The sequence below is a fragment of the Kitasatospora humi genome (genome assembly GCF_020907985.1).
Classification (GTDB): Bacteria; Actinomycetota; Actinomycetes; order Streptomycetales; family Streptomycetaceae; genus Kitasatospora; species Kitasatospora humi.
On the sequence record NZ_JAJJPA010000019.1, the window covers coordinates 64351 to 85991 of the forward strand.

14 protein-coding genes are annotated in these 21641 nt (G+C 71.1%); 11 read left to right on the forward strand and 3 right to left on the reverse strand.

The features are described from left to right. Positions 1-146: 146 nt before the first annotated feature. The 5 genes from LN042_RS19350 to LN042_RS19370 all read left to right on the forward strand — a co-directional run bounded on the left by LN042_RS19350 (position 147) and on the right by LN042_RS19370 (position 5778). Complete coding sequence (locus LN042_RS19350; protein WP_230052524.1) at positions 147-1520, forward strand: ABC transporter substrate-binding protein; 1374 nt, start codon at positions 147-149, stop codon at positions 1518-1520. A 17-nt stretch (positions 1521-1537) separates the two neighbouring features. Further along, positions 1538-2722, forward strand: a complete 1185-nt coding sequence (locus LN042_RS19355) for a carbohydrate ABC transporter permease (RefSeq protein ID WP_230052525.1) — start codon at positions 1538-1540, stop codon at positions 2720-2722. Continuing rightward, on the forward strand, positions 2719-3858 hold the full coding sequence (locus LN042_RS19360) for a carbohydrate ABC transporter permease (protein ID WP_230052526.1): 1140 nt from the start codon (positions 2719-2721) through the stop codon (positions 3856-3858). Before LN042_RS19355 ends, LN042_RS19360 begins: the two co-directional genes overlap by 4 nt. A 310-nt stretch (positions 3859-4168) precedes the next feature. After that, the gene (gene rnhB / locus LN042_RS19365; protein WP_230052527.1) at positions 4169-4849 is read left to right on the forward strand and encodes a ribonuclease HII; all 681 of its coding nucleotides are present in this window, start codon (positions 4169-4171) and stop codon (positions 4847-4849) included. A gap of 467 nt (positions 4850-5316) precedes the next feature. Then, positions 5317-5778, forward strand: a complete 462-nt coding sequence (locus LN042_RS19370) for a hypothetical protein (RefSeq protein ID WP_230052528.1) — start codon at positions 5317-5319, stop codon at positions 5776-5778. A gap of 234 nt (positions 5779-6012) precedes the next feature. On the opposite strand, the gene LN042_RS19375 is transcribed toward LN042_RS19370, so the two are convergent. Together LN042_RS19375 and LN042_RS19380 are read right to left on the reverse strand one after the other, a co-directional pair. Then, entirely contained in the window at positions 6013-6681 is a 669-nt protein-coding gene (locus LN042_RS19375) for a hypothetical protein (RefSeq protein ID WP_230052529.1), read from the reverse strand. Between the two features lie 962 nt (positions 6682-7643). Beyond that, positions 7644-9893 carry a RecQ family ATP-dependent DNA helicase gene (locus LN042_RS19380; protein WP_230052530.1) on the reverse strand — a complete coding sequence of 750 codons (2250 nt, stop codon included), beginning with the start codon at positions 9891-9893 and terminating at the stop codon, positions 7644-7646. 203 nt (positions 9894-10096) lie between these two features. On the opposite strand from LN042_RS19380, the gene LN042_RS19385 reads away from it, so the two are divergent. Beyond that, positions 10097-11800 carry a DUF4192 domain-containing protein gene (locus LN042_RS19385; RefSeq protein WP_230052531.1) on the forward strand — a complete coding sequence of 568 codons (1704 nt, stop codon included), beginning with the start codon at positions 10097-10099 and terminating at the stop codon, positions 11798-11800. Between the two features lie 620 nt (positions 11801-12420). Here the strand turns inward: LN042_RS19385 and LN042_RS19390 are convergent. Further along, positions 12421-13734, reverse strand: coding sequence for an alpha/beta fold hydrolase (locus tag LN042_RS19390; RefSeq protein ID WP_230052532.1), 1314 nt, complete (start codon positions 13732-13734; stop codon positions 12421-12423). Positions 13735-14406: 672 nt separating this feature from the next. Between LN042_RS19390 and LN042_RS19395 the strand changes: the two genes are divergently transcribed. From LN042_RS19395 to LN042_RS19415, 5 genes are all read left to right on the forward strand, one after another. Next, positions 14407-16353 (forward strand): glycogen debranching N-terminal domain-containing protein, encoded by a 1947-nt coding sequence (locus LN042_RS19395; RefSeq protein ID WP_230052533.1) that lies wholly within the window; start codon positions 14407-14409, stop codon positions 16351-16353. A 167-nt stretch (positions 16354-16520) separates the two neighbouring features. Further along, on the forward strand, positions 16521-17264 hold the full coding sequence (locus LN042_RS19400) for an NUDIX hydrolase (protein WP_230052534.1): 744 nt from the start codon (positions 16521-16523) through the stop codon (positions 17262-17264). A 170-nt stretch (positions 17265-17434) separates the two neighbouring features. Further along, on the forward strand, positions 17435-19228 hold the full coding sequence (locus LN042_RS19405) for a DUF8746 domain-containing protein (RefSeq protein ID WP_230052535.1): 1794 nt from the start codon (positions 17435-17437) through the stop codon (positions 19226-19228). A gap of 4 nt (positions 19229-19232) precedes the next feature. Beyond that, positions 19233-20060 (forward strand): hypothetical protein, encoded by an 828-nt coding sequence (locus LN042_RS19410; protein WP_230052536.1) that lies wholly within the window; start codon positions 19233-19235, stop codon positions 20058-20060. 389 nt (positions 20061-20449) lie between these two features. After that, a complete protein-coding gene (locus tag LN042_RS19415) occupies positions 20450-21382 on the forward strand; it encodes a FadR/GntR family transcriptional regulator (RefSeq protein ID WP_308191830.1) in 933 nt (310 codons plus the stop codon). Positions 21383-21641 lie beyond the last annotated feature (259 nt).

Sequence of the window (21641 nt, forward strand, 5' to 3'; positions counted from 1 at the left end):
CTGCTCTTTTCGCGCGCACCTGTTCTTTGCGCGCACATGTTCTTTGCCGCACCTACTCTCTGCCCGCACCTGCTCTTTGCCCGCACCTGCTCTTCGTTCGTCCCGTTCGTCCGCTCGTCGTCCGTTCCAGGCCGCAGGAGAACGCAGTGAACAGCATCTTGAGTGTCCGGCTTCGTAGGAACCTGATCGTCGCACCCGCTCTGCTCGGCCTGGCCCTGGTCTCGGCCTGCTCCAACAGTTCGGGCGGCGGGGGCGGCGGCGGGCCGACCACGCTCGCCGGGGACTGCGCCAAGTTCCAGCCCTACGCGGGGCATTCGGGCACCAAGGTGACGATGTTCGCGTCGATCACCAGCCCGGAGTCGGACTCGCTGGAGAAGTCATGGGCGGACTTCAGCAAGTGCACCGGGATCCAGATCTCCTACGAGGGTTCCAACGACTTCGAGTCCCAGCTGCCGGTGCGTGTGGCCGGCGGCAACGCACCCGACCTGGCGATCATTCCCCAGCCCGGGCTGCTGGCCCAGATGGTCAAGACCGGGAAGGTGGCCAAGCCGTCGGCCCGCACCGAGGCCAACGAGAACCAGTGGAGCCCGGTCTGGAAGAGCTACGGCTCGGTCGACGGGACCTTCTACGCGGCCCCGATGAGCGCCAACATGAAGTCCCTGGTCTGGTACTCGCCCAAGGCCTTCAAGCAGGCCGGCTATGACGTGCCGAAGACCTGGGCCGACCTGATGGCGCTCAGCGACAAGATCGCCAAGGCCGGTGCCAACGGCAGCAAGCCGTGGTGCGGCGGTATCAGTTCGGGCACCGCGACCGGCTGGCCGGCCACCGACTGGCTGGAGGAGGTGGTGCTCGGCGGCCAGGGCGGTGACGTCTACGACCAGTGGGTCAGCCACAAGACCAAGTTCAGCGACCCGCAGATCATCCAGTCCATGCAGACGGTGGCGAACTGGATGCAGAACCCGGCTTGGGTCAACGGCGGCATCGGCGACGTGAAGTCGATCGCCACCACCACCTTCCAGGACGCCGGCACGCCGATCCTCACCGGCAAGTGCTGGATGCTGCAGCAGGCTTCGTTCTACGAGGCGCAGTGGCCCAAGGGCACCAAGGTCGGGCCGGACGGCGACATCTTCGCCTTCCAACTGCCCGCGGTGAACCCGGCGATCACCAACCCGGTCGAGGGCGGCGGCGAGTTCGTGACGGCCTTCTCCAACCGGCCCGAGGTGCAGGCCGTTCAGGACTACCTGTCGACCGCGGACTGGGCCGACTCGCGGATCAAGGTCGCGCCCGGCTGGGTCTCGGCCAACCAGGGCGTCGACAAGAGCCTCTACACCGACCCGATCGACCAGCTCTCCGCTGCTGCGCTGACCAATCCCGCGTCCACCTTCCGCTTCGACGCATCAGACATGATGCCGGCTGCGATCGGGTCCGGGCAGGAGTGGAAGTCGCTGACGGCCTGGTTCGCCGAGGGGCAGTCCGTCCAGAAGGTGGCCGCTGACATCGACGCCGCCTGGCCGCAGTAGAGCGGCGGGAGGGTCGCATGGTGGTCATGGATCTCTGGGCCGGCCACGGGGGCGTCGCGTACGACGGCGCCGGGCGCGGTGGGCAGGCCGCTGTCGCGTACGGCGGTGTCGGGCACGGGGGTGTCGGATACGGCGGTGTCGGGCACGGTGCCGTCGCGTACGGTAACGGCGCGTTCGACGGTGCCGGGCATGGGGCTGTCGGGCTGCGAGCGGTTGAGCTCGCCGGTTCGTGGAACGACGCGGTGATCAAGTTCGGCAACACGGCGGGCGCGATCGCCGGCTTCCTGGCCGTGCTGCTGCTGGTGTTCTTCGCCGCCGGGCGGGCCACCGGCCGCTTCGCCCGGCCGCTCGCGGTGCTGATCTTCCTCGGGCCGGCGTTGCTGCTGGTTCTGGTGGGGCTGGTGGTCCCGCTGATCCGGACGATCTTCCTGAGCTTCCACAACGACGACAGCACCCGGTTCGTCGGCGCCGCCAACTACAACTGGGCGTTCGGCAACGACTCGATCCACCAGGTGCTGCTCACCACCCTGCTGTGGTTGCTGATCGTCCCGGTGGCGGCCACCGGGCTCGGCCTGGCGCTGGCGCTGCTGGTGGACCGGATGCGCGGACAGTCCGTCTACAAGTCGCTGATCTTCATGCCGATGGCGATCTCGCTGGTCGGGGCGAGCATCATCTGGAAGTTCGTCTATGACTGGCGTGACACCTCGCAGTCGCAGATCGGCCTGCTCAGCCAACTGGCGATCTGGCTCGGCTGGCGACATCCGCCGAACTGGATCCTCTCCCAACCGCTCAACACCTTCCTGCTGATGGTGGTGATGGTCTGGGTGCAGACCGGGTTCGCCATGGTGGTGCTCTCCGCCGCGATCAAGGCGATACCCGACGAGATCACCGAGGCGGCGCGGCTGGACGGCGCGAAGGGCCTGCGGCTCTTCTGGTACGTCACGGTGCCGATGATCCGCACCACGCTGGTGGTGGTGCTCACCACGGTGCTGCTCATCACGCTCAAGGCCTTCGACATCGTCCGCACCATGACCGGCGGCAACTTCGGCACGCAGGTGCTGGCCAACGAGATGTACTCGCAGTCCTTCACCCAGTTCAACGTCGGGCGGGGGAGCGCGCTCGCGGTCCTTCTCTTCATGGCGGTGCTGCCGCTGGTCGCCTACAACATCGTCCAGTTGCGGAAGGAGCGGGCCAGCCGATGAGCGGACAACCGGGCAGGGGCGGCCAGGTGGACAGCGGTGGTGGGACGGACAGGGGCGGCCGGGCGGACAGCGGTGGTGGGACGGGGAGGGGCGGCCGGGCGGACAGCGGTGGTGGGAAGGGCAGGAGCGGCCGGGCGGACAGCGGTGGTCGGGCGCGCAGGAGCGGCTGGGAGGCCAACGGAGTTCGGGCGGGCAGGGGCGGCCGGCAGGTCAAGGGCGGCCGACCGGGCAATGGCGTCAGCGCGGTGCGGAAGTCCTTCAGCAGCCCGCTCGCCTCGCTCTTCGTGGTGGTGATGACGGCGCTGTGGACCATCCCCACTCTGGGCCTGCTGGCCACCTCGCTACGGCCGAAGCAGGATGTGGCGGACACCGGTTGGTGGACCGTCTTCACCCACCCGCATCTGGGACTGTCCAATTACCATGCGGTGCTCTTCGAGGGCGGGTTCGGGGTCAGCGGTGGCATGATGCCCTACCTGGTCAACTCGCTGGCGATCAGCATCCCGGCCACCGTCTTTCCACTGGTGCTGGCGTCGATGGCCGCCTACGCCCTGGCCTGGGTGCGGTTCCGGGGCAGCGACACCCTTTTCTTCGTGATCTTCGCGCTGCAGGTGGTTCCGCTGCAGATGGCGCTGATTCCGCTGCTCCGGCTCTTCTCACACGGCTTCCACCTGGGCGCGCTCACGGTGATCCCCCCACTCGGCACCGGGAACAGCTACGCCCCGGTCTGGCTCGCGCACACCATGTTCGCGATGCCGCTGGCCATCTTCCTGCTGCACAACTTCATCTCCCAACTGCCGCAGGACCTGATGGAGGCGGCAGTGGTGGACGGCGCCTCGCACTTCAGGATCTTCCGGTCCATCGTGCTGCCGCTCTGCGCACCGGCGCTGGCCTCGTTCGCGATCTTCCAGTTCCTGTGGGTCTGGAACGACCTACTGGTGGCGCTGACCTTCGCGGGCGGCACACCCGACGTGGCGCCGATGACGGTGCGCCTGGCCCAGCTCTCCGGGTCCTTCGGCGGGCACTGGGAGCTGCTCACCGCCGGGGCGTTCCTGACGATGGTGGTGCCGCTGATCGTCTTCTTCGCGCTGCAGCGGTACTTCGTGCGGGGTCTGCTGGCAGGCTCGGTCAAGGGGTGACGCCGGCTGCCTCACGGGGTGGTCGGGGCGTTGTGGGGTGAGGTCGAAGACCTACTTCGATCGGAGCGACCGGACGGTCCTTCGGTCGATCGAACGACTCTGCGCCCGGGCCGGTGGGTCCTGCGGTGGACCGGTGGGTCCCTGCGGCGGGCTGGTGGGTCCTACGCCGGGCCGGTTGGTCCTGCGGCGGGCCGGTGGGTCCCGCGGTGGACCGGTGGGTCCTGCGGTGGTCGTAGGGTGGAGGGCGCGGGGTCGGGTGCTGGCTCTGCGCGCGTCGACTGCCCGCGTTACTTGAAACGGACCTGCCGCCATGCCCTTTGAGCCGCCAACCCACAGCGTGGAGCGCTCGCTGCGCCGGGCCGGCGCACGGGTGGTGGTCGGGCTGGACGAAGTCGGACGTGGAGCCTGGGCCGGGCCGGTGACGGTGGGCGCGGCGGTGACCGGGATGCGCAAGCCACCGGAGGGCCTGACCGACTCCAAGCTGCTCACCCCACTCCGTCGGGAGCACCTGGCCCCGGTACTGGCGACATGGGTCACTGCCTCGGCGATCGGGCAGGCTTCGGCGCAGGAGTGTGACGAACTCGGCATGACGGCGGCCCTGCGCCTCGCCGCGGTCCGCGCGCTGGAGGCACTGCCGATCGAGCCGGACGCGGTGATCCTCGACGGCAAGCACAACTACCTCGGAGGACCTTGGCGGGTGCGCACCGTCATCAAGGGCGACCAGAGCTGCGTCTGCGTCTCTGCGGCCTCGGTACTGGCCAAGGTGCACAGGGACGCGCTGATGGCCGAATTGGCGCCGCAGTACCCCGCTTACGGTTTTGAGGACAACGCCGGATATCCCTCACCGGTGCATCGTGCGGCGCTGGAGGAATTCGGGCCGACCGAGCTGCACCGACTGTCCTGGGCCTATCTGGACGCGCTCCCGAAGTGGAGCCACCTGAAGCGGAGCCGGGATGCGGACGGCGACGAACAGCTCACGCTCGGTTTCTGACTGGTCATCAGGAGTGGTTGCGGGAGCACGTTCCGCTGATGGGCTCGGTGGTTCGAGGCCCAATGGGTGGGGCGCCCGTGCGCATCCGACCGGCATTTGATAGATATCCGGGTATGCCTGTCTTCCCCGAGGAGCCGGAGATTCACGAGAGCATCCCGGGCCCCGGCGTTCCCTTCCCCCGCGAGTCGGACGCAGAAGCCCTCAATCCGCCTGCCACCGGTCAGGTGTCCCCTGCCGCAACGGCTGCCGCTGCCGATCGGACGGTGCAAGCGGCTCGCTCCGCTGCCGCTCCGGTTCCCGGGCCTCGGCCCGGCCCGCGACCGGGGCCGCGCCCAGGACCGCGCCCGACTCCGCCGCCTCCCGCGGCGCCCAACTCAGGTCCGGCGAAGGCTGCGCCGGCTGGCGCTCCTTCCGCGGTGAAGGGCGCGTCGGCTGCTGCTGCTCCTGCGGGGAAGGTGGCGGCTCGGGTGCGGATCCCCAAGCCGGGCCCGCGGCCGGATGCCGCACCGGCCGCACCGGTCGCCAAGCCTGCGGTCCAACTGGTTCCCGCGGCGCCGGGAGCAGCGTTGGAGCGGGCTGACGAGACGGTCGACCTGCTGCTGGAGTCGGGCCACAACCCCGGCGACATCCTGGTATTGACCGCCGACGAGCCCCATCCGTGGCAGCAGCACGAGCTCTCCTTCGGCGCGGATCGCTACTGGGCGCAGCTGGCCGAGGGCACCGATGTCTTCTACGCCGACTTGGAGTTGACCCGTCCGGCCAGCCGTGACGTGGTGGTTCTTGTGCTGGATGCGGCGGCCGACCCGGGCCGGGCCGTGCTCGCCGTCGAGAAGGCGCGCAACTCGGCGGGCTCGCTGCTCGTGGTCTGCGGAGCGACCACGCAGCTGAGCGGGACCCAGATCCATGTGGAGCAGCCGGTACCGGCCTGACAGGGCGCCGGATGCCGGGTGTCGGGTTCCGACGACACGAACTGCAGGAACCCGACGCCCGGTTGTGCTGTGCACTGCCTCGACTGACGAGTGGTCAAGTGCATCGAGCGGTGAAGCACAACGAACGGTCAAGCACATCGAGCGGTCGAACGCATCGCGCGGTCAAGCGCTTTGAGCGGCCGATCGTCAGGGTGCTGCGCGCCGGGGCGCCTTGGCACGAGCTTCCCGCTGGGGCTAGCCGGCGGCAGGGGAGAGTCCCCGTCCGGCACTTGAGAGCTCCTGCCAGGAGGGAACTGGTTGCCCGGGATCGGCTGAGCCCCCAGAGTGGCAGTGTCCGGGGAGATCGGCCACAGGAAGGCGCGGAGGTAGCTCGGAGACGGTGTGCAACGGACGCTGTGCCCAGGACCCCGCATGCGGCTTGCGCCCGAAGCGACCCTCGCCGAAGACGTGCCAGCCGGACGGCGTCAGTGTGATGTAGGCACCACACCGCAGACCGTGCAGGGCGGCGGCGTCCCGCAGAGCCCACATCCAGGCACCATCCTGCTCGCACCAGTCGGCCGCCCCGTCACGGCAGCGAAGCAGCACGGCGGTTCGTCGCGGAGCGGGAAGTCTGAGGTCGTGATGCGTGATCTGGCGCAGCTGGGTGAGCAGCACGTTCCGGTGCTGCCAGCCGTCCGTCACGTGTGGGCGAGCGCTGGCCGAGGCCGAGGCGACCACTCGGTGGTCGCGGTCCAGCACGGCTATCACGGTGGTCCCGGGCTGCGGCAGATGACGCTGATGCAGCTCGGTGACCAGGTCACGCGGGGCACGCAGTAGCGGCACTCCCGCAGTGGCCCAGCTCTCCAGAGCGATGCTCCGACTCGTGGCGGAAGAAAGCTGACCGCGGTCAAGGCCGTGGATCATGGTCCTCCTTCCCGGCCCGCGCATCGCGCGGACCCGTGAGTACGCCAAAGGCAGGTCCTGGGGACCGACTTCTGGGTACGCTGCAATTCTCACGGCAGATGCGTCGGGCGGCAACGATGAACTAGCAAAGGGCGCCCCAAAACCTGCGATTCGCCGGATTTATTCACCAAATGGCACAGACTTCCTCCGGGTACGTCGTCACCACCCCGCCCGCACGCGCCCGTGAACTGGCCCCCAGCCGGCCGAGAGCCGAATGGCCGCGAGCCCCTCGAACGGATCGTCCCGGGATGGCGGGAGCCATCCGCCCTCTACAGATTCCGCGGGCCCTTCAGTACCGTGACCAGCCAGATCGTTTGGCCCAAGGCTGGCGTCGCTCCCCGAGAAGTCCAGACGGGCGGCCCATCTGGCTCCGGGGCTCACCAAGTACCCGCCCTGTCCTGGCCGGCCTGGTGTCAGGTGCGGAGGGCCGGTGGTCTCCGCCGCGCTCGGCAACAGCGAGACGCGCTTGAGGGCCTCAAGGAACGGCTGCATTTCCTACTGGAGCACCGCGTCCTCGGGCTTGGTCGTCTGGTGGCGCTGGTCGGGGTGCACCACCCAGGCTCCGCACTTCGGCGTGCCTTGCTCCGGACTCACCTGGCCCCGGCGCCGGACGGGATGAGGGCCCCGTACCCCAGGGCTGCTGGATCACTGCGTCCTGGGCTTGGCCGCTGTCCGGTGTTCGGTGGGATGGCCATCTGAGCGCCGCATGTCGGCCATGCCTTGCTCCGGGCCTACGCCCCCGGCGCTGGGTGCGTGAAGGCCTACGGCTCCTCTGGGTCAACTGGACCACGAGTTTCGGGCTCGCTGAACCAGTGGCCTCAGGCGCGTCGGGCCACCATGCCCTGGCTTACGGTGGACCCCACGGCCAATTGTGCGGCGCACGGAAGCCGACGGCCTTCGTGAGCCGTGCAGCCAAGGATGACTCAGGCCTGCACTGCCAAGGCCAGCGGCAGTACCACCTGGGCACCGGCTTGGCGGAGCAGCCGGGCAGCGACCGTGACCGTCCAGCCGCTGTCAACCAAGTCATCCACGAGCAGCACCGGACCCTGGAGTTCGGTCAGCGCAGCGGCCAGTCCCGTCGGCACCACCAACGCTCCGGAGAGCGATTTCAGTCGCTGGGCGCTGTTGCTGCGCGCACCCGTCGGTCGCTCGCCATGCCGGTACTCAACCCGACCCAGCATTGGTAGCCGCCCGATCTCGGCGATCCGACCGGCGAGCGATGCGACCAGCTGCGGACGGGCGGCGGAGGCCATCGCCACCACCCCGACCGGCCGGGCGGTATCAGGTTCGCCACTCGCCCAACCGCCAGGGCCACGGGCCCAGTCGGCCAGCACCGTGACCAAGGCGTCCAGGACGTCGGTGGGCACCGGCGCGTCCGGTGCGTTCTCGGCCAGGATGGTCCGAAGCCGACCGCCCCAGCCGATGTCGGACAGACGGCCCAAGGCGCGTCCGGTCTGGGCCTGCTCATCGGCAGGGATCTTCCCCTTGAGTGCGACCCCGAGGGTGTCCATCCCGGTCGGCCAGAGTCGGCGCGGCTCAAAGCTGACTCCCGGGCGTCCCAGCGCCGCCCGGGCGGCTTCCAACGCCTCGGTGGAGACAACCGCGCTGTGCCGTGCTCCGGAGCAGACATCACACCGCCCGCACGGCGCGGCCAGGTCGTCGTCCAGCTGCCGGCGCAGGAACTCCATCCGGCACAGCTGGCCGGTCGCGTATTCGCGCATCGCCTGTTGTTCGTCGGCCCGGGCCCGGGCGACCTTGGCGTACCGAGGGCCGTCATAGACCCAGGGCTCTCCGGTCGCCAGCCAGCCGCCGCGCACCCGGCGCACCGCACCGTCCACGTCGAGGACCTTGAGCATGGTCTCAAGGCGAGCCCGGCGAATGTCCACGTGGGTTTCCAACGCGGCCGTCGACAACGGCCGATCAGCCTGAGTCAGAGCCTCGAGCGTCCGGCGGACCTGCTCCTCTGGTGGGAAGCCGAGGGAAGCGAAGTAGCGCCAGATCGCCTCATCCTCTCGGCCGGGCAGCAGCAGTACCTCTGCTCGATCGACGCCGCGGCCGGCTCGGCCTACCTGCTGGTAGTAGGCGATAGGGGAGCCGGGGGATCCTAGGTGGACCACGAAGCCGAGATCGGGCTTGTCGAAACCCATACCGAGAGCGGAGGTTGCCACCAGCGCCTTGACCCGGTTGGCCAGCAGGTCGGCCTCTGCGGTGCGGCGCTCGGCATCCTCGGTGCGGCCGGAGTAGGAGGCTACGGAATAACCACGGCTCTGCAAGAACTCGCTCACCTCCTCCGCAGCGGCCACCGTGAGGGTGTAGATGATCCCCGAACCCGGCAGCTCGTCGAGGTGGTCAGCGAGCCAGGCCAGTCGGTGCGCCGGGTCGGGCAGCGGGAGAACCGCCAGGGTCAGGCTCTCCCGGTCCAGCGGGCCGCGAAGCACCAGGGCCCGGCCGTCGGCGCCCGCAGTACCCAGCTGCTCGGCGACGTCATCGGTGACCCGCGCGTTGGCGGTGGCGGTGGTTGCCAGCACGGGGACACCGGGGGAGAGCTCGGCGAGCATGGTGCGCAGTCGACGATAGTCGGGCCGGAAGTCGTGACCCCAGTCGGAGATGCAGTGAGCTTCGTCGACCACCAGCAGGCCGGTGGAGGCGGCCAGCTTGGGCAGCACGTGGTCGCGGAAGTCAGGGTTGTTCAGGCGCTCTGGGCTGACCAGCAGGATGTCCACCGTGCCGGCAGACACCTCGGCCTGGATCGTCTCCCACTCCTCGGGGTTGGCCGAGTTGATGGTGCGTGCGTGGATCCCTGCTCGAGCGGCCGACTCAACCTGATTGCGCATCAGGGCCAGCAGCGGGGACACGATCACCGTCGGACCGGAGCCCCGGGCACGCAGGAGGGCGGTGGAGATGAAGTAGACGGCGGACTTGCCCCAGCCCGTCCGCTGCACCACCAGTGCACGGCGGCGGTCGACCACCAGTGCTTCAATGGCCAGCCACTGGTCGTCCCGCAGCCGGGCGCTCGGACCGGCGAGCTCGCGCAGCACCGCCTCGGCGCGTTCCCGGACGGCCGTGCGGTCGACCGTTCCGGCAGCGGAGGTGCCTGCGGCGTCGGCAGGGGCACCCGGGCTGGTCGCCAGTCCGCCGGAGTGCGGGGCTGGGGTGGGGATCGGCTGGTTCATGGCATCTATGTAACCCCGCACGGCCGACAACCGGCGAATGGGGTTTCGAGCTTGTGGATAACACCTTGGTCGGGAGGAGTATGTCACCCGTTCGGCGGCGCTTTGCTGACGCTGCTCTGCCGGAGTTGTCCACAGGTCGGGGGTTATCCACAGTTTCCGCAGCATTTCGCCGCTTCGGGTCGGAACGGTCGCACTCTGCCCTCATGACGCACGACGACTCCACCGCCCCCGCCAGCCGGCTCGCCGGATTCCAGCTGCTGCAGATGCGCGGCCCGGCCGACATGGCCGCGATGCTCCCCTACTTGCTCGGTTTCTATCCGGACGACAGCCTGGTCGCCGTCGGCCTGCACGGCCCGCAGTTGCAGCAGGGAGGTGCCATTCGACTCGACATCCCTGAGGAGCCGCAGCTCTGGTCCGCGGTCGCCACCGACTTCGCCCGGCTGCTGGTCGAGCTCTCGGAACAGCGCGACCGCCGCCCGGAGGCGGTGCTGCTCTACCTCTGCCGTGATCCCGAGCCCGACAGCCCTGCGGTCGTGTCCTCGCTGCGTCCGTTGGCCGACCACCTGCTGCGCGCCTTCCGCGAGCTCGACATCCCGGTCAAGGAGTCGCTGTGCATCTCCGGCGGCCGCTGGTGGTCCTTCCTCTGCGCCGACCCGGCCTGCTGCCCGTCCGGTGGTACGCCGGTCTACAGCAGCCAGGAGCCCCGAGCCGTGGTTGCCGCCGCCACCTATGCCGGCCTCGCCCCGCGCGGCAGTCGCCGGGCCATCGCGGCCGGGCTGGCGCCGATCGGGCCGCCGGAGGCCGAGGCGCAGCGCGCTGCCCTGGCCCACCAGACGGCCCTGGCGTGCGAGCGACTGATGGTGGAGCCCTTCGGGGCCGCGCGAACGGTCGCCGCCACCGCGGAGCTGCTCGAGCAGGCCATGGCCGAATGCAGATCCGGCAGTCCCCAGCTCGATCCGGAGCGCAGCGCCCGGCTGATCGTCGGCCTGCTGGACAAGGTCACCCGGGATCGCGCCGCTGAGTACGCGGAGCCGGAGGAACTGGCCGCTGCCCAGCGACTCTGGCGGTACCTGGCCCGACGCTGCGTCGCCCCCTACTCCGAGTACGCCAAGGTGCCGCTCACCCTGTTGGCGTGGACCTCCTGGCTGGCCCGGGACACCGCGACGGCCCGTGTGGCCCTGGGTATGGCGCTGGAGCTGGACTCGGACTACACGCTCGCGGTCCTGCTCTACGAATCGCTGAACACCGGCCTGGCTCCGGAGGGCCTGCTCGGTATCGTCCGCGGAGAGCGTGCCCGCCGAGCCGCCGAGGCGAGCGCCGGTAAGACGTGCGGTGCCGCCTCAGATCCGCTCACTGGCAGTCACGTTGATCCGCCGGATGAGTCTCCTGAAGGTCGGCGATCCGATGGAGCTGAAGGCTCTCCCGGCCGACGAGACTCGCCGGGGGACGACAGTGATGTCTCGGAGGCCGGGGGTCGGCCAGGGCACGCAGGCGCCCCTGGCGGCAGGGGATCCGCGACCTCGGGTGCGACCCCGATGCCTGAAGCAAGTCACCAGTCGTCCGATGCTTCGAGGCAGTTCGGCAGTCAGGACTCCTCCGGGTCAGGTCCCTCGTTGTCGAGCCCGGCCGCTGGCGCTAAGCCGGGTGAGGCGGGCACCGGCCATGGCGGTTCGACGCAGTCGATGACGCCTCCGGCGAGGATGCCCAGGCAGCGGATGGGCGCTGAACTGCCGCCGTCGGCGGCGGACTCCTCGCAGTTGGGCGACGGACCGTCCCCAGCAGCCCGCCAGGCTGGACCGTCCTGCGCAGCCGGCCACCTCCGGCGTCTCAGGTGTCGCACGGCTCGCCGCAGGCCAGGGTGTTGCGGTGGCAGTCGAAGGTGGAACGAAGGGGGTGAACGGGCATGACTGAGCAGCAGGCCAGAGCGATCTCCGCCGAGTCACCGCACGCGGATGCCCCCTCGGTGCCCAACTCCCCCTCGACGGCCGACCTCGGCGGCGCACCCGCCATCCAACCCGTTGCCACAGGGTCCGTTGCCACACGGTCTGTTGCTGCCGGGGCCGCTACCGCAGCCCTGCGCCGTGGGGTGGGTGACATCATGGCCGGTTTCCCTGCCCTCGAGGCTGCCTCGCACCAGGCCTACCCCAGCACGCGGCTCAGAGCTCGCGCCAGGATGGTCGCGAGCCCCAGTCGCCCGCCCCAGCCGCCGCCGGACGTGACATCGCCTGTCTGTTCGCCTGCCTCGGCCGCGGTCCGGGTGGCCGACGCCGCCCGTACGACCCAGGCAGTACGGGCGGCCCGCGCGATCTGTGGGTCCCACGAACACCGGGCGCTCCACCGTGCCGCTCGGGCCCACCGTGTCCGTCGGCCCCATCGGCCGCTGTGGGCGACCCCACCCCGGCCCGGACGCACGGTCGTCCGACGCCGACGGTGGCTCGCAGCGCGCGGCCGGGCCCGAAGTTTGCAGCGACCGCCGCAGCTCGGCCGTATTGGCCGAGTGCCGCAGCCGCTGTCGTCGAGCGGACTGCTAGGCCTCGCCGTGCACCATGCGGATCAACCGGTCGAGCACCTGCCCGCCGCTGACCCGCAGGCCGTCGTGCTCCCACTGGTTGGTCACCCACGCACGCAGACCACGCACCGCGTCGGCAGTCGCCAGCGAGTCGGCGGTGTCCACGTACATGTCGTCGTGGTAAACGGCCGCCACTACCGGCACTTGATTGGCAGCCAGCGCCTCGGGCGAGTAGAGATCGGGCCAGTCCGTGCGCTCGGCCAGCAGCTGCGCCGCCTCGCTAAGTGGGCGAAGCGCCGGATCAGTCTCGAACATCCACGGGTAGATCATTTCGCCGGTGAAACGCACAGGGGTGCCGTCGGCCAGCGCCCGGATCGCGTCGAACTCGGGGAACTCCGCGCGCACCCGGTGGGCTGCCCAGGCCGTCGGTCCGGCGTCGACCGAGCGCTGGCCGTAGATTGACTCGTGGAGTACGGCGTACAGCGGGCCGCCGGCGAACGACAGCTGCGATTGCACCCCGGCCAGGAAGGTGTCGGAGAGCTCCAGTCCGGCGCTGCCGCGAACCCAGGCGTCCTCCACGAGGTAGTGCAGCGTGTCGGAACCATTGCCGGAGCCGAGCAGTTGACCGAGCGCCTGGAAGGCGGGCACGGTCAGGGCGCCTCCGTCGGGCAGCCGCGCCGGTGCGTCGGCCAGGTGCTCGACGATCCGCCGCACCGCCTCGATGTCCTGGGGGTAGCGGGCGTAGTGCGTGGCGTTCTTCCTGGCCACTCGCGGGTAGGCGGCTCGGTACACATCGGCGGCGCTGCTGCGCAGACCGGCGAGGCCACCGGTCACCATCGCCTCACGAACGCCTTCCGGCGCCAGCGACAGGTAGGTCAGCGTGCAGAAGCCACCGTAGCTCTGGCCGAGCAAGGTCCATTGACCATGATCGCCAAGGAGCTGGCGCCGGATCAGCTCGGCATCCCGGACGATGGAGTCGGCGCGGAAGAAGGACAGGTACTCGGCCTGCTCGGCCGCACCGCCGCGCAGCGGCAAGGTCTGCCGGGTTGCCGGGGTCGAGCGTCCGGTGCCGCGCTGGTCCAACAGCAGGACGCGGTAGTCGTCGAGGGCCCGGTCCAGCCAGCTGTCACGCCCGAGAGGCCGACCGGCCCGGCCCCCGGGCCCGCCCTGCAGGAAGAGCAGCCAGGGCAGCTCTGCCCGTTCCTTGCCCGCCGCAACGACTTCACGGGCGTAGACCTCGATCTGCTCTCCGTGAGGTTCTGCGTGGTCCAGCGGCACCTGGAAGAGATGGTCTGTCAGGACGACGCCTGGCTGTCGGATCACGACGGACATGAGACTCCTTCATCTGTGCGAGGCGCGGCTGGGGTGCGCGCTGGTCCACCTGTGCCGGAGCCGGACGGCCCGCACCTGGCAGCGGGTGGCGGCCGGCGCGGGCCTGGGCACTTCCCGATGCGGTCGGTACCACCTCGGCACCGTATCCTGGCGCCCGCCGGGCAGCAGCGGCGCCGTCCGTCCAAGTCGGTCTGCGGCTGCGGTGGTGCTCGGTGCGGAGCCGGCCGGGACCAGTCCTACCGGCAGGCGAACCGCCAACCAGCTGGGCGTGACCTGCGGCCCGTGCGCCGCGTTCACATTGAGGGGCGCCATCGGGTTCGAGACCCATGGTGGTCGCGCCTCTGCGGGAAAGCCGTGCCCGGGGAGCCGGAGCCGGACTACTGTGCTCCCGGCCCGCCGCTGGGAGGTGCGCGGCCCGCTCCGCGTACGACCGATACCAGCCCGGACAGGCGGGACCCGTGGGCCCGCGCTGCCCACCGACAGGAGGAGTGCCCGGTGACGGCCCCCAGGCCAGCACAGACCGCGAACCCGGCCGAGACGGTTGCCGGTGCGCCCGCGGTCGCGTCGCCCCGGTCCGAGTCGTCCCCGGTCGGCACCGGCCGCCCCGGACCTCCGGCCCGTCGGCTGCCCACTTCGGCCCACGCCGATGTGCTGTGCGTCAGTGCACCGGCGATGATCACCTCCGGAGTCGACGGGCAGCTGCGCGGTGACGGGCTGCACGGCTTCTACCGCTCCGGGATCCGCCAGTTGAACCGGATGGAGGTCCGGCTCGGCGGCCTCGAGCCGCTGCCGCTGCTGGGGGAGCTCATCACGGCGTCCCAGGCCCGATTCCTCGGTGCGATCCGACTGCCCGGCGAGCTCGATCCTGACCCGGCGCTGACCGTGGAGCGCTCGCGGCACGCGGATGGCATCGAGAGCATCACCGTGCGCAACGCCGGTAGCCGCCCGGCGCGGCTCCCACTGGAAATCGCGCTCGGCACCGATCTCGGCAATCTCGCCGAAATCGGCGCAGGTGCGCGCCTGCCCGACATCTCGGCACAGGTACAGTCCGCGGGTCTGCGGTGGATCGGCCGGGGGCACAGCGCCACGGTGATAGCCCGGCCCTCGCCGCATGCCGTGCTCGCTGGTGCCGGCGTGCTGCGCTGGGACTTGGAGGTGCAGCCCGGAGCCCGGTGGTCGGTCGAGCTGCGAGTGGAGTTGGAGCCGCAGGCACCTGCCCAGGTGCGCCCGCCGATCGGCCGTGGCGCCGGAGTCCCGGCGCCCTGGACCGACCTGGAGGTCCGCTGCGACGACCCGCGGGTCGAGTTGCAGGTGAGTCGCTCGCTGGACGCGCTGAGCAGTCTCCTGCTGGCCGACGCTGACCGACCGGGTGACCTCTACGCGGCCTCAGGGGCGCCGTGGCGGTTCGGCCTGGCCGCGGCCGACGCACTCTGGGCCGCCAGGCTCACCCTGCCCCTCGGTACCAGGCTGGCCGGTGGGACACTGCGCGCCCTGGCGCGCCGTCAGCAGCCGGCCGGTAGCCGGGGTGAGGGGATCATCCCCGGACCTCTGCGACATGCGGGGCCCGAGCTGCCGCCGTCCTGCACGGCCACCGAAGCGACTCTGCTCTTCGTCACGGTGCTCGCGGAGGCCTGGCGGTGGGGGCTGCCCGGCTCGGAGGTGACGGAGCTGCTGCCGGTGGTCGAGCGGGCGCTGGGGGCGCTGCGGACCACGGCCGAGGCCGGCCTGGTGGACGGCTTCGTGGCGGACTTGAGCCGCCTGGGCGACGACCGAGCCACCGCACCGCCCGCCGCTCGCTGCGAGGTGCAGGCGCAGGCTCACCGCGCCGCACTGCACGGCGCGGAGCTGCTGGACGCCTTCGGGCGGCCCGGTGCCGACTACTGGCGCGAGTGGGCGCAGGGGCTGCGGGAGCGCTTCCACGAGCAGTTCTGGGTGGACGATCTCTCCGGCGGTCGGCCCGCAGCGGCGCTGATGGCCGACGGGCGCCTGGTGAACGCCGTCACCGGTTCCTCGGTGCACCTGCTGGACCTCGGGCTCGGTGCGACGGGCGATGCCCTGCCGGGTCTTCTCGACCGCGAGCAGACCCGGCTGCTCGCCCACCGCTTGGTGACGCCCGACCTCGACTGCGGCTGGGGTCTGCGGACGTTGGGGGCGAAGTCGCCCCGGTTCAACCCGCTCGGTCATCGCAGCGGCGCCGTGCGGGTGCTGGAGACGGCGCTCGCGATCTCCGGGCTGGCCGAGGCGGGATTCGAGCGCGAGGCCGGGACCCTGCTGGACGGTCTGCTAGGGGCCGGAGCCCACTTCGACGGCCGACTGCCGGAGATGTACGCGGGGGAGCAGCGACTGCCCAACTGCCCGCCGGCACCGCATCCGGCAGCCTGCCGGCCGGCCGCCGGCGCCGCTGCCGGCGCCGCACACGCGATCTTCTCCCTGGCTGGTGTCCGCCCGGACGTGCCCGCCGGCCGGGTTCTGGTCCGGCCTGCGAGTACGGCCCCGCTGGGGGAGCTGGGGCTGGCGGGTCTGCGCGTGGCGGGAGAGCCGTTCTCGGTGCGGGTCAGTCGGATCGGCGTGGCCGTGGTTGAGGAGGCGTCTCCGCAGTTGCAGCTCGGCAAGGGGTGACGGGAAGTCAGCCCGTCCCAGACAGGCTCAGCCCCCGCGTCAAGCCGCTCGTCAGCCTCCATTGGCCCTCGGGTGCCGTGTGCACTGTGCAGCTCGCCCATCACGTAGTGGTACTGCTTTTGGCCGACCTCGTGTTTATCGTCAAAGAGACGACTATGATCGACCTCATGTCTCGCTATGACCCGTCGGCCTTTCCCCCGTTCGCAGTCACGGTCGATCTTGTGGTGCTGACGGTCCGCGAGCACGAACTCTGCGCACTGCTGGTGCGGCGGGGTGAGCCTCCTTTCCAGGGGTATTGGGCACTGCCGGGGGGCTTCGTGCGCCCCGACGAGGGCCTGGGCGAGGCGGCCTCCCGCGAGTTGGCGGAGGAGACCGGCCTGCGCGCACACACCTCGGGCGGCCAGATCGCGGTCGGCGCACACCTTGAGCAGCTGGCCACCTACGGACACCCCCAGCGCGACCCGCGCATGCGAGTGGTGAGCGTGGCTCATCTGGCGCTGGCCCCGGACCTGCCCACCCCGAAGCCCGGCGGCGACGCCCGGGGCGCGCGGTGGGCGCCCGTCCGTGAACTGCTCGGCCCGGCCGAAGCAGACCGTGAACCGCTCGCCTTCGACCATGCGCTGATCCTCGCCGACGGGGTCGAGCGGGCCCGCTCGAAGATCGAGTACTCGGCGCTCGCCACCGCCTTCTGCCCGGAGGAGTTCACGGTCGGCGAGCTGCGCCGGGTCTACGAAGCGGTCTGGGGCGTGGCACTCGATCCGCGCAACTTCCACCGCAAGGTCACTGGGACGCCGGGCTTCCTGGTCCCGTCCGGTGGTACCACGACCCGTCAGGGCGGCCGTCCGGCCCAGCTGTTCGCGGCCGGTGGCGCTACCGTGCTCAATCCGCCGATGCTGCGTCCCGAATCCTGACGCGGCATCACGCCGGTCCGACGCGGCCGTCCCCTGATCGGGTGAGACGGGCTGCGAACTGGCCTGCGTCGCCTGCACAATGCCCGAAAAGCCCTGGTGCGCCGCCTAGGGTGCTGAATTCGGAGCGGCTGAGCCGCCAGGGCAGCAGAGCATGGTGGGAGCAGCCAGTGATGATCCAGGCCAGAGGACTCACGAAGGTCTACCGTCGTGGCCGCCGCCCGGCCGTCCTCGATCTCGGTTTCGACGTCGGACCCGGTTCCGTGACCGCCCTGCTCGGCCCCGAGGGCGTCGGCAAGACCACAACCCTGCGCCTGATGCTTCAGCTGGAGCACGGCCTCGGCGTGACGCTCTTCGACGGCCGGACCTACCGTCGGCTGCGGTGCCCCGAGCGGGAGGTAGGCGTACTGCTGCCGACCGCTCACCCGGGATTCGGCAGTCCCGGCCGCACGGCCCGCGGGCACCTGCGGATGCTGGCCGCCGCGGTCGGTGTGCCGGCGCGCCGGGTCGATGAGCTGCTGGAGCAGACCAGGCTGGCGGGTGCGGCCGACCAGCGGTTGCGCACCTTCTCCGTCGAGATGGCCCGGCGCCTCGCGATTGCGGCCGCCCTGCTCGGCGAGCCCGGAACGCTCCTGCTGGATGCCCCGACCGCCGAGGTGCCAGCACACGCGCTGGAGTGGCTGCACTCGTTCATCCGGTCGTTTCCCGCAGGCGGCGGATCGGTGCTGTTCACCACCCGCAGCCCGCAGGAGGCCGCACTCCTGGCCGATCGCGTGGTGACCCTGGCCGACGGACAGCAGGTCGCCGACCAGCCGGTCTCCGAGTTCCGGCGGACCCGCTTGCATCCGGAGGTCGCGGTCCGTGGACCGCAGATGGCCCGGCTCGCAGACCTGCTGACCGAGCAGGGCGCCGCCGTTCGTCAGGAGGGCGGCGCGGGCCTCGCCGTCAGTGGCTTGGCGCGCACCGAGATCGGCGAGCTCGCCTATCGCAACGGCATCATGTTGCACGAACTCGCCGACCGCGTGGCCGAGCAGCCGGCTCCGCGTCCGGCCCGCCCGATGCGGGTCCGGTTGGCGCCCGCCCCGATGGTCAAGCTGCGCCGGATGGCTGCGATCGCCGTGCGAGGCCGACCGGCCCTGCCCGCGCTCCGCCCGCCGACGCCCGGCCCAGCGCGGGAGGCGTCGCCCACGATCGAGCTACCGCCAGTCCTGGACCCACTGCCGTCGGCTGTCGCGCAAGCCATCGCCGGTCCACCGGACTTCGCCCCAGGGGCCTGGCCCGCTGAGGCGGCGGCCGTCGAGTCGTTCGCCTCGACCGGCGCGCCGGTTGTCGTCATCTCGCAACCGCCCGCTCCGGACAGCGCCACCGGGGTGCTCGACGACGCAGCACGGCCGGCAGTGGCTTCCCGGCAGCCCGCCTCCGTGACCGAGGGTGCCGCCGCCCCCTCAACCGACCCGACGCACGAGGCGCGGCCCATGACTCATGACGCACCGGTCGTGACGCATGAGGCGTCGTCAACGACCTATGAGGCGTCACTCGTGACGCAGGAAGCACCGCTCCTGGCCGTGCTCGCCTCGTTCGACGAGGCGCCGCCCGCTGCCCTGCCCGCCTGGAGCACCGAGGCACCCGTCGCCGGTCTCGCTGCCCCCGGAGTCGAGCCGGCCATCGCCCCCGGCCACCTGATCAACCCCGGTGCCCTCCCGGGCGCCGGCCCCCTCGTCGCCGAGGGGCTGCCCGACGACACCGCGCCCGCTGCCGTGCCCTCCCCGACCCCGCTGCCGCCCACCCCCGACCTCGAACCGCTGTCCGTCGGCGAACCGCTGTCCGTTGGTGAGCGCCTGTCCGTCGGCGAACCGCTGTCCGTTGGTGAGCGCCTGCCCGTCGGCGAACCGCTGCCCAGCGGCGAGTCCCTGGCCACCAGCCATGATCCGCAGCCCCTGACCGGGCCCGACCACTGGAACGGGTGATCGCATGCGAGCCCTCGCCTACGAAGGCCGCCGCCTGCTCGCGATCCGGAGCACCTGGCTGATCCTGGCGACCGCCGTGCTGGTCCAGGCAGCGGTCACGGTACTGCTCGCCCACCGCGCAGGCCCGGCGGAGCTCCGGATGCCACAGCTGGTCCGGACCCTCACCACCACGTTGCCGCTGCTCCCGGTCCCGCTCGCCGGGTTGACCGCCGGCCTGCTCGGCGCCCTCGCCGCTGATCACGAGGTACGCCAGCCCGGCCTCGCCGCCTCGCAGGTCCGCTACCTGACCCGGATGCGCCTGCTGCTCGCCAAGCTGGGCATGGTCGGCGCGGTCGCCGCCGTCCTGGCCGCCGTTTCGCTGCTGGTCGACGCCGTCATCGTGCGGCTGGTCCGACCGTCGACGGCATACGTCCTCACCGTCGGAGAGGTCGGAAACATCGGACAGCCGCAGGCGAACCACTGGCGGTTGAGCGTGCTGCTCGCCTTCACCGCGGTGGTGGTCGCGGCCGGCTGGTTGGGGCTGCTGGCCGCCGCGGTGTCCCGCAGCGCCGTGGTCGGCTTCCTGCTGTTCTGCGCACTGCCCATGCTGGTCGAGGTGGTGGCCGACATGCCGTTGTTGCGTCGGCTGGGCGACGCGGGGTTGCCCCTGGTGGCCCAGATGGCCCATCTCACCCGGACGGCCAGGGTGCCGTGGACCGAGTCGGCGTCGGTGCCGCTGGACGTCCTGGACCCGATCGCCCAGCCGGTCCCCGTGCTCGGATCCCTGCTGCTGCCGGTCAGCCTGCTGCTCATCCTCTGCCTTCTGCTCCAGGTCCGCCGCCGCTCCTTCTGACTCAGGCCCGCCGCCCGACCCAGGCTCGGCACCCCGCCCCCGGGTGGCCCGCCTCCCTGACCCCGGCCCCGGCACCCCGCCCCCGGTGGCCCGCCGCCCGACCCAGGCCCCGGCACCCCGCCCCGGGCGGCCCGCCTCCCTGACCCCGGTCCGCCCTCCGAGCCCGACCTCCTGACCCCAGGCCCGACGTCGCACCGTCCAACGCGTGGCGAGCGCCCCCCAGCAGGGAGTGAGCGCCTCGGATCCCGGTCTCGCCCTCCTCTCCCACGCCCACTGCAGTGGACACAGTCCGTCAGAAGCCAGTACGAAGCAGGCAACTTCCAGATCGCTACGGCCATTTCCGCTTGCTAAGAAGTCAATGGTTCAGCCTCGGGCGATCACCCTTTCGTGTGCTTTTCACGAGAATCCTCAAGCCGCGCGCGCCGATCGCCGACAAAGGACGTGTGAGTACCCTTGCGCACCCCGCCATCACCGCCGCCCGCACTGCCGAGGCCCCCGCGCCCGGTGCTGCCGAGCTCGACCGTTTCTCCTACGCCGATCGGCCGACCCCGCCCGTCCCCCGTTGGGACGGCGCGGAGAGCGACCTCGCCAGGGTCGGCCGCAAGACCACCAGCAGTCGTGGCCGCGGGCTGCACGGGCAGCTCGTCCAGCAGCTCGGCCAGATGATCGTCTCCGGTGATCTGGGCGCCGACCGCCCACTGGTCCCGGAGGAGATCGGGCAGCGGTTCGAGGTCTCCCGCACCGTGGTCCGCGAGTCGCTGCGCGTCCTGGAGGCCAAGGGCCTGGTCAGCGCCCGGCCGAACGTGGGCACCCGGGTCCGCCCGGTGGGCGACTGGAACCTGCTGGACCCGGACATCATCGAGTGGCGCGCCTTCGGTCCGCAGCGCGAGGAGCAGCGCCGGGAGCTGTTCGAGATGCGCTGGGCGATCGAGCCGCTGGCCGCCCGGCTGGCGGCCGGTCACGGGCGCGAGGACATCCAGCAGCGGCTGGCCGAGCTGACCGAGATCATGAGCGCGGCATCCGCCCAGGGCGACCTGATCACCTTCTCGCGGGCCGACGCCGAGCTGCACGCACTGGTCCTGCAGATGGCCGGCAACCGGATGCTGGAACACCTGTCCGGCATCGTGGCCGCGGCGCTGCAGGTCAGCGGCGGTCCGGCGACCGCTTGTGAGCGACTCTCGGAGAGCTCGGTGGCGGTGCACGGCCGCCTGGTGGACGCCATCGGCGGCGGTGACGGCGCGGCGGCCGAGGCCGCGATGCGCACCCTGCTGACCGTCCATCCGGACGTGGAGCACGCGGTCCCCGCGCCCCGCGAGCACTGAGCGGGTCGGCCACGGACCTGCTGGACGTGAGCAGAGCCCTCCGGCGACCCGCGCACCCGCGTCCGGGACCGTCCGGGGGGCCCGCCGCCGGGCCCGTCCGGGCTCCGCAGGGCAGTGTGTGACCTGTGCCACGAGCGGCATGCGTAACACTTGGGGAGCGGCAGCGATGTGTACGGAGCGGAAGCAGCTCCGGAATACCCGCGCCATGTCAGAATGCTGTGTTGGTCTGCGGCGCTGCTGCCGTCCTACAAACCAGCGT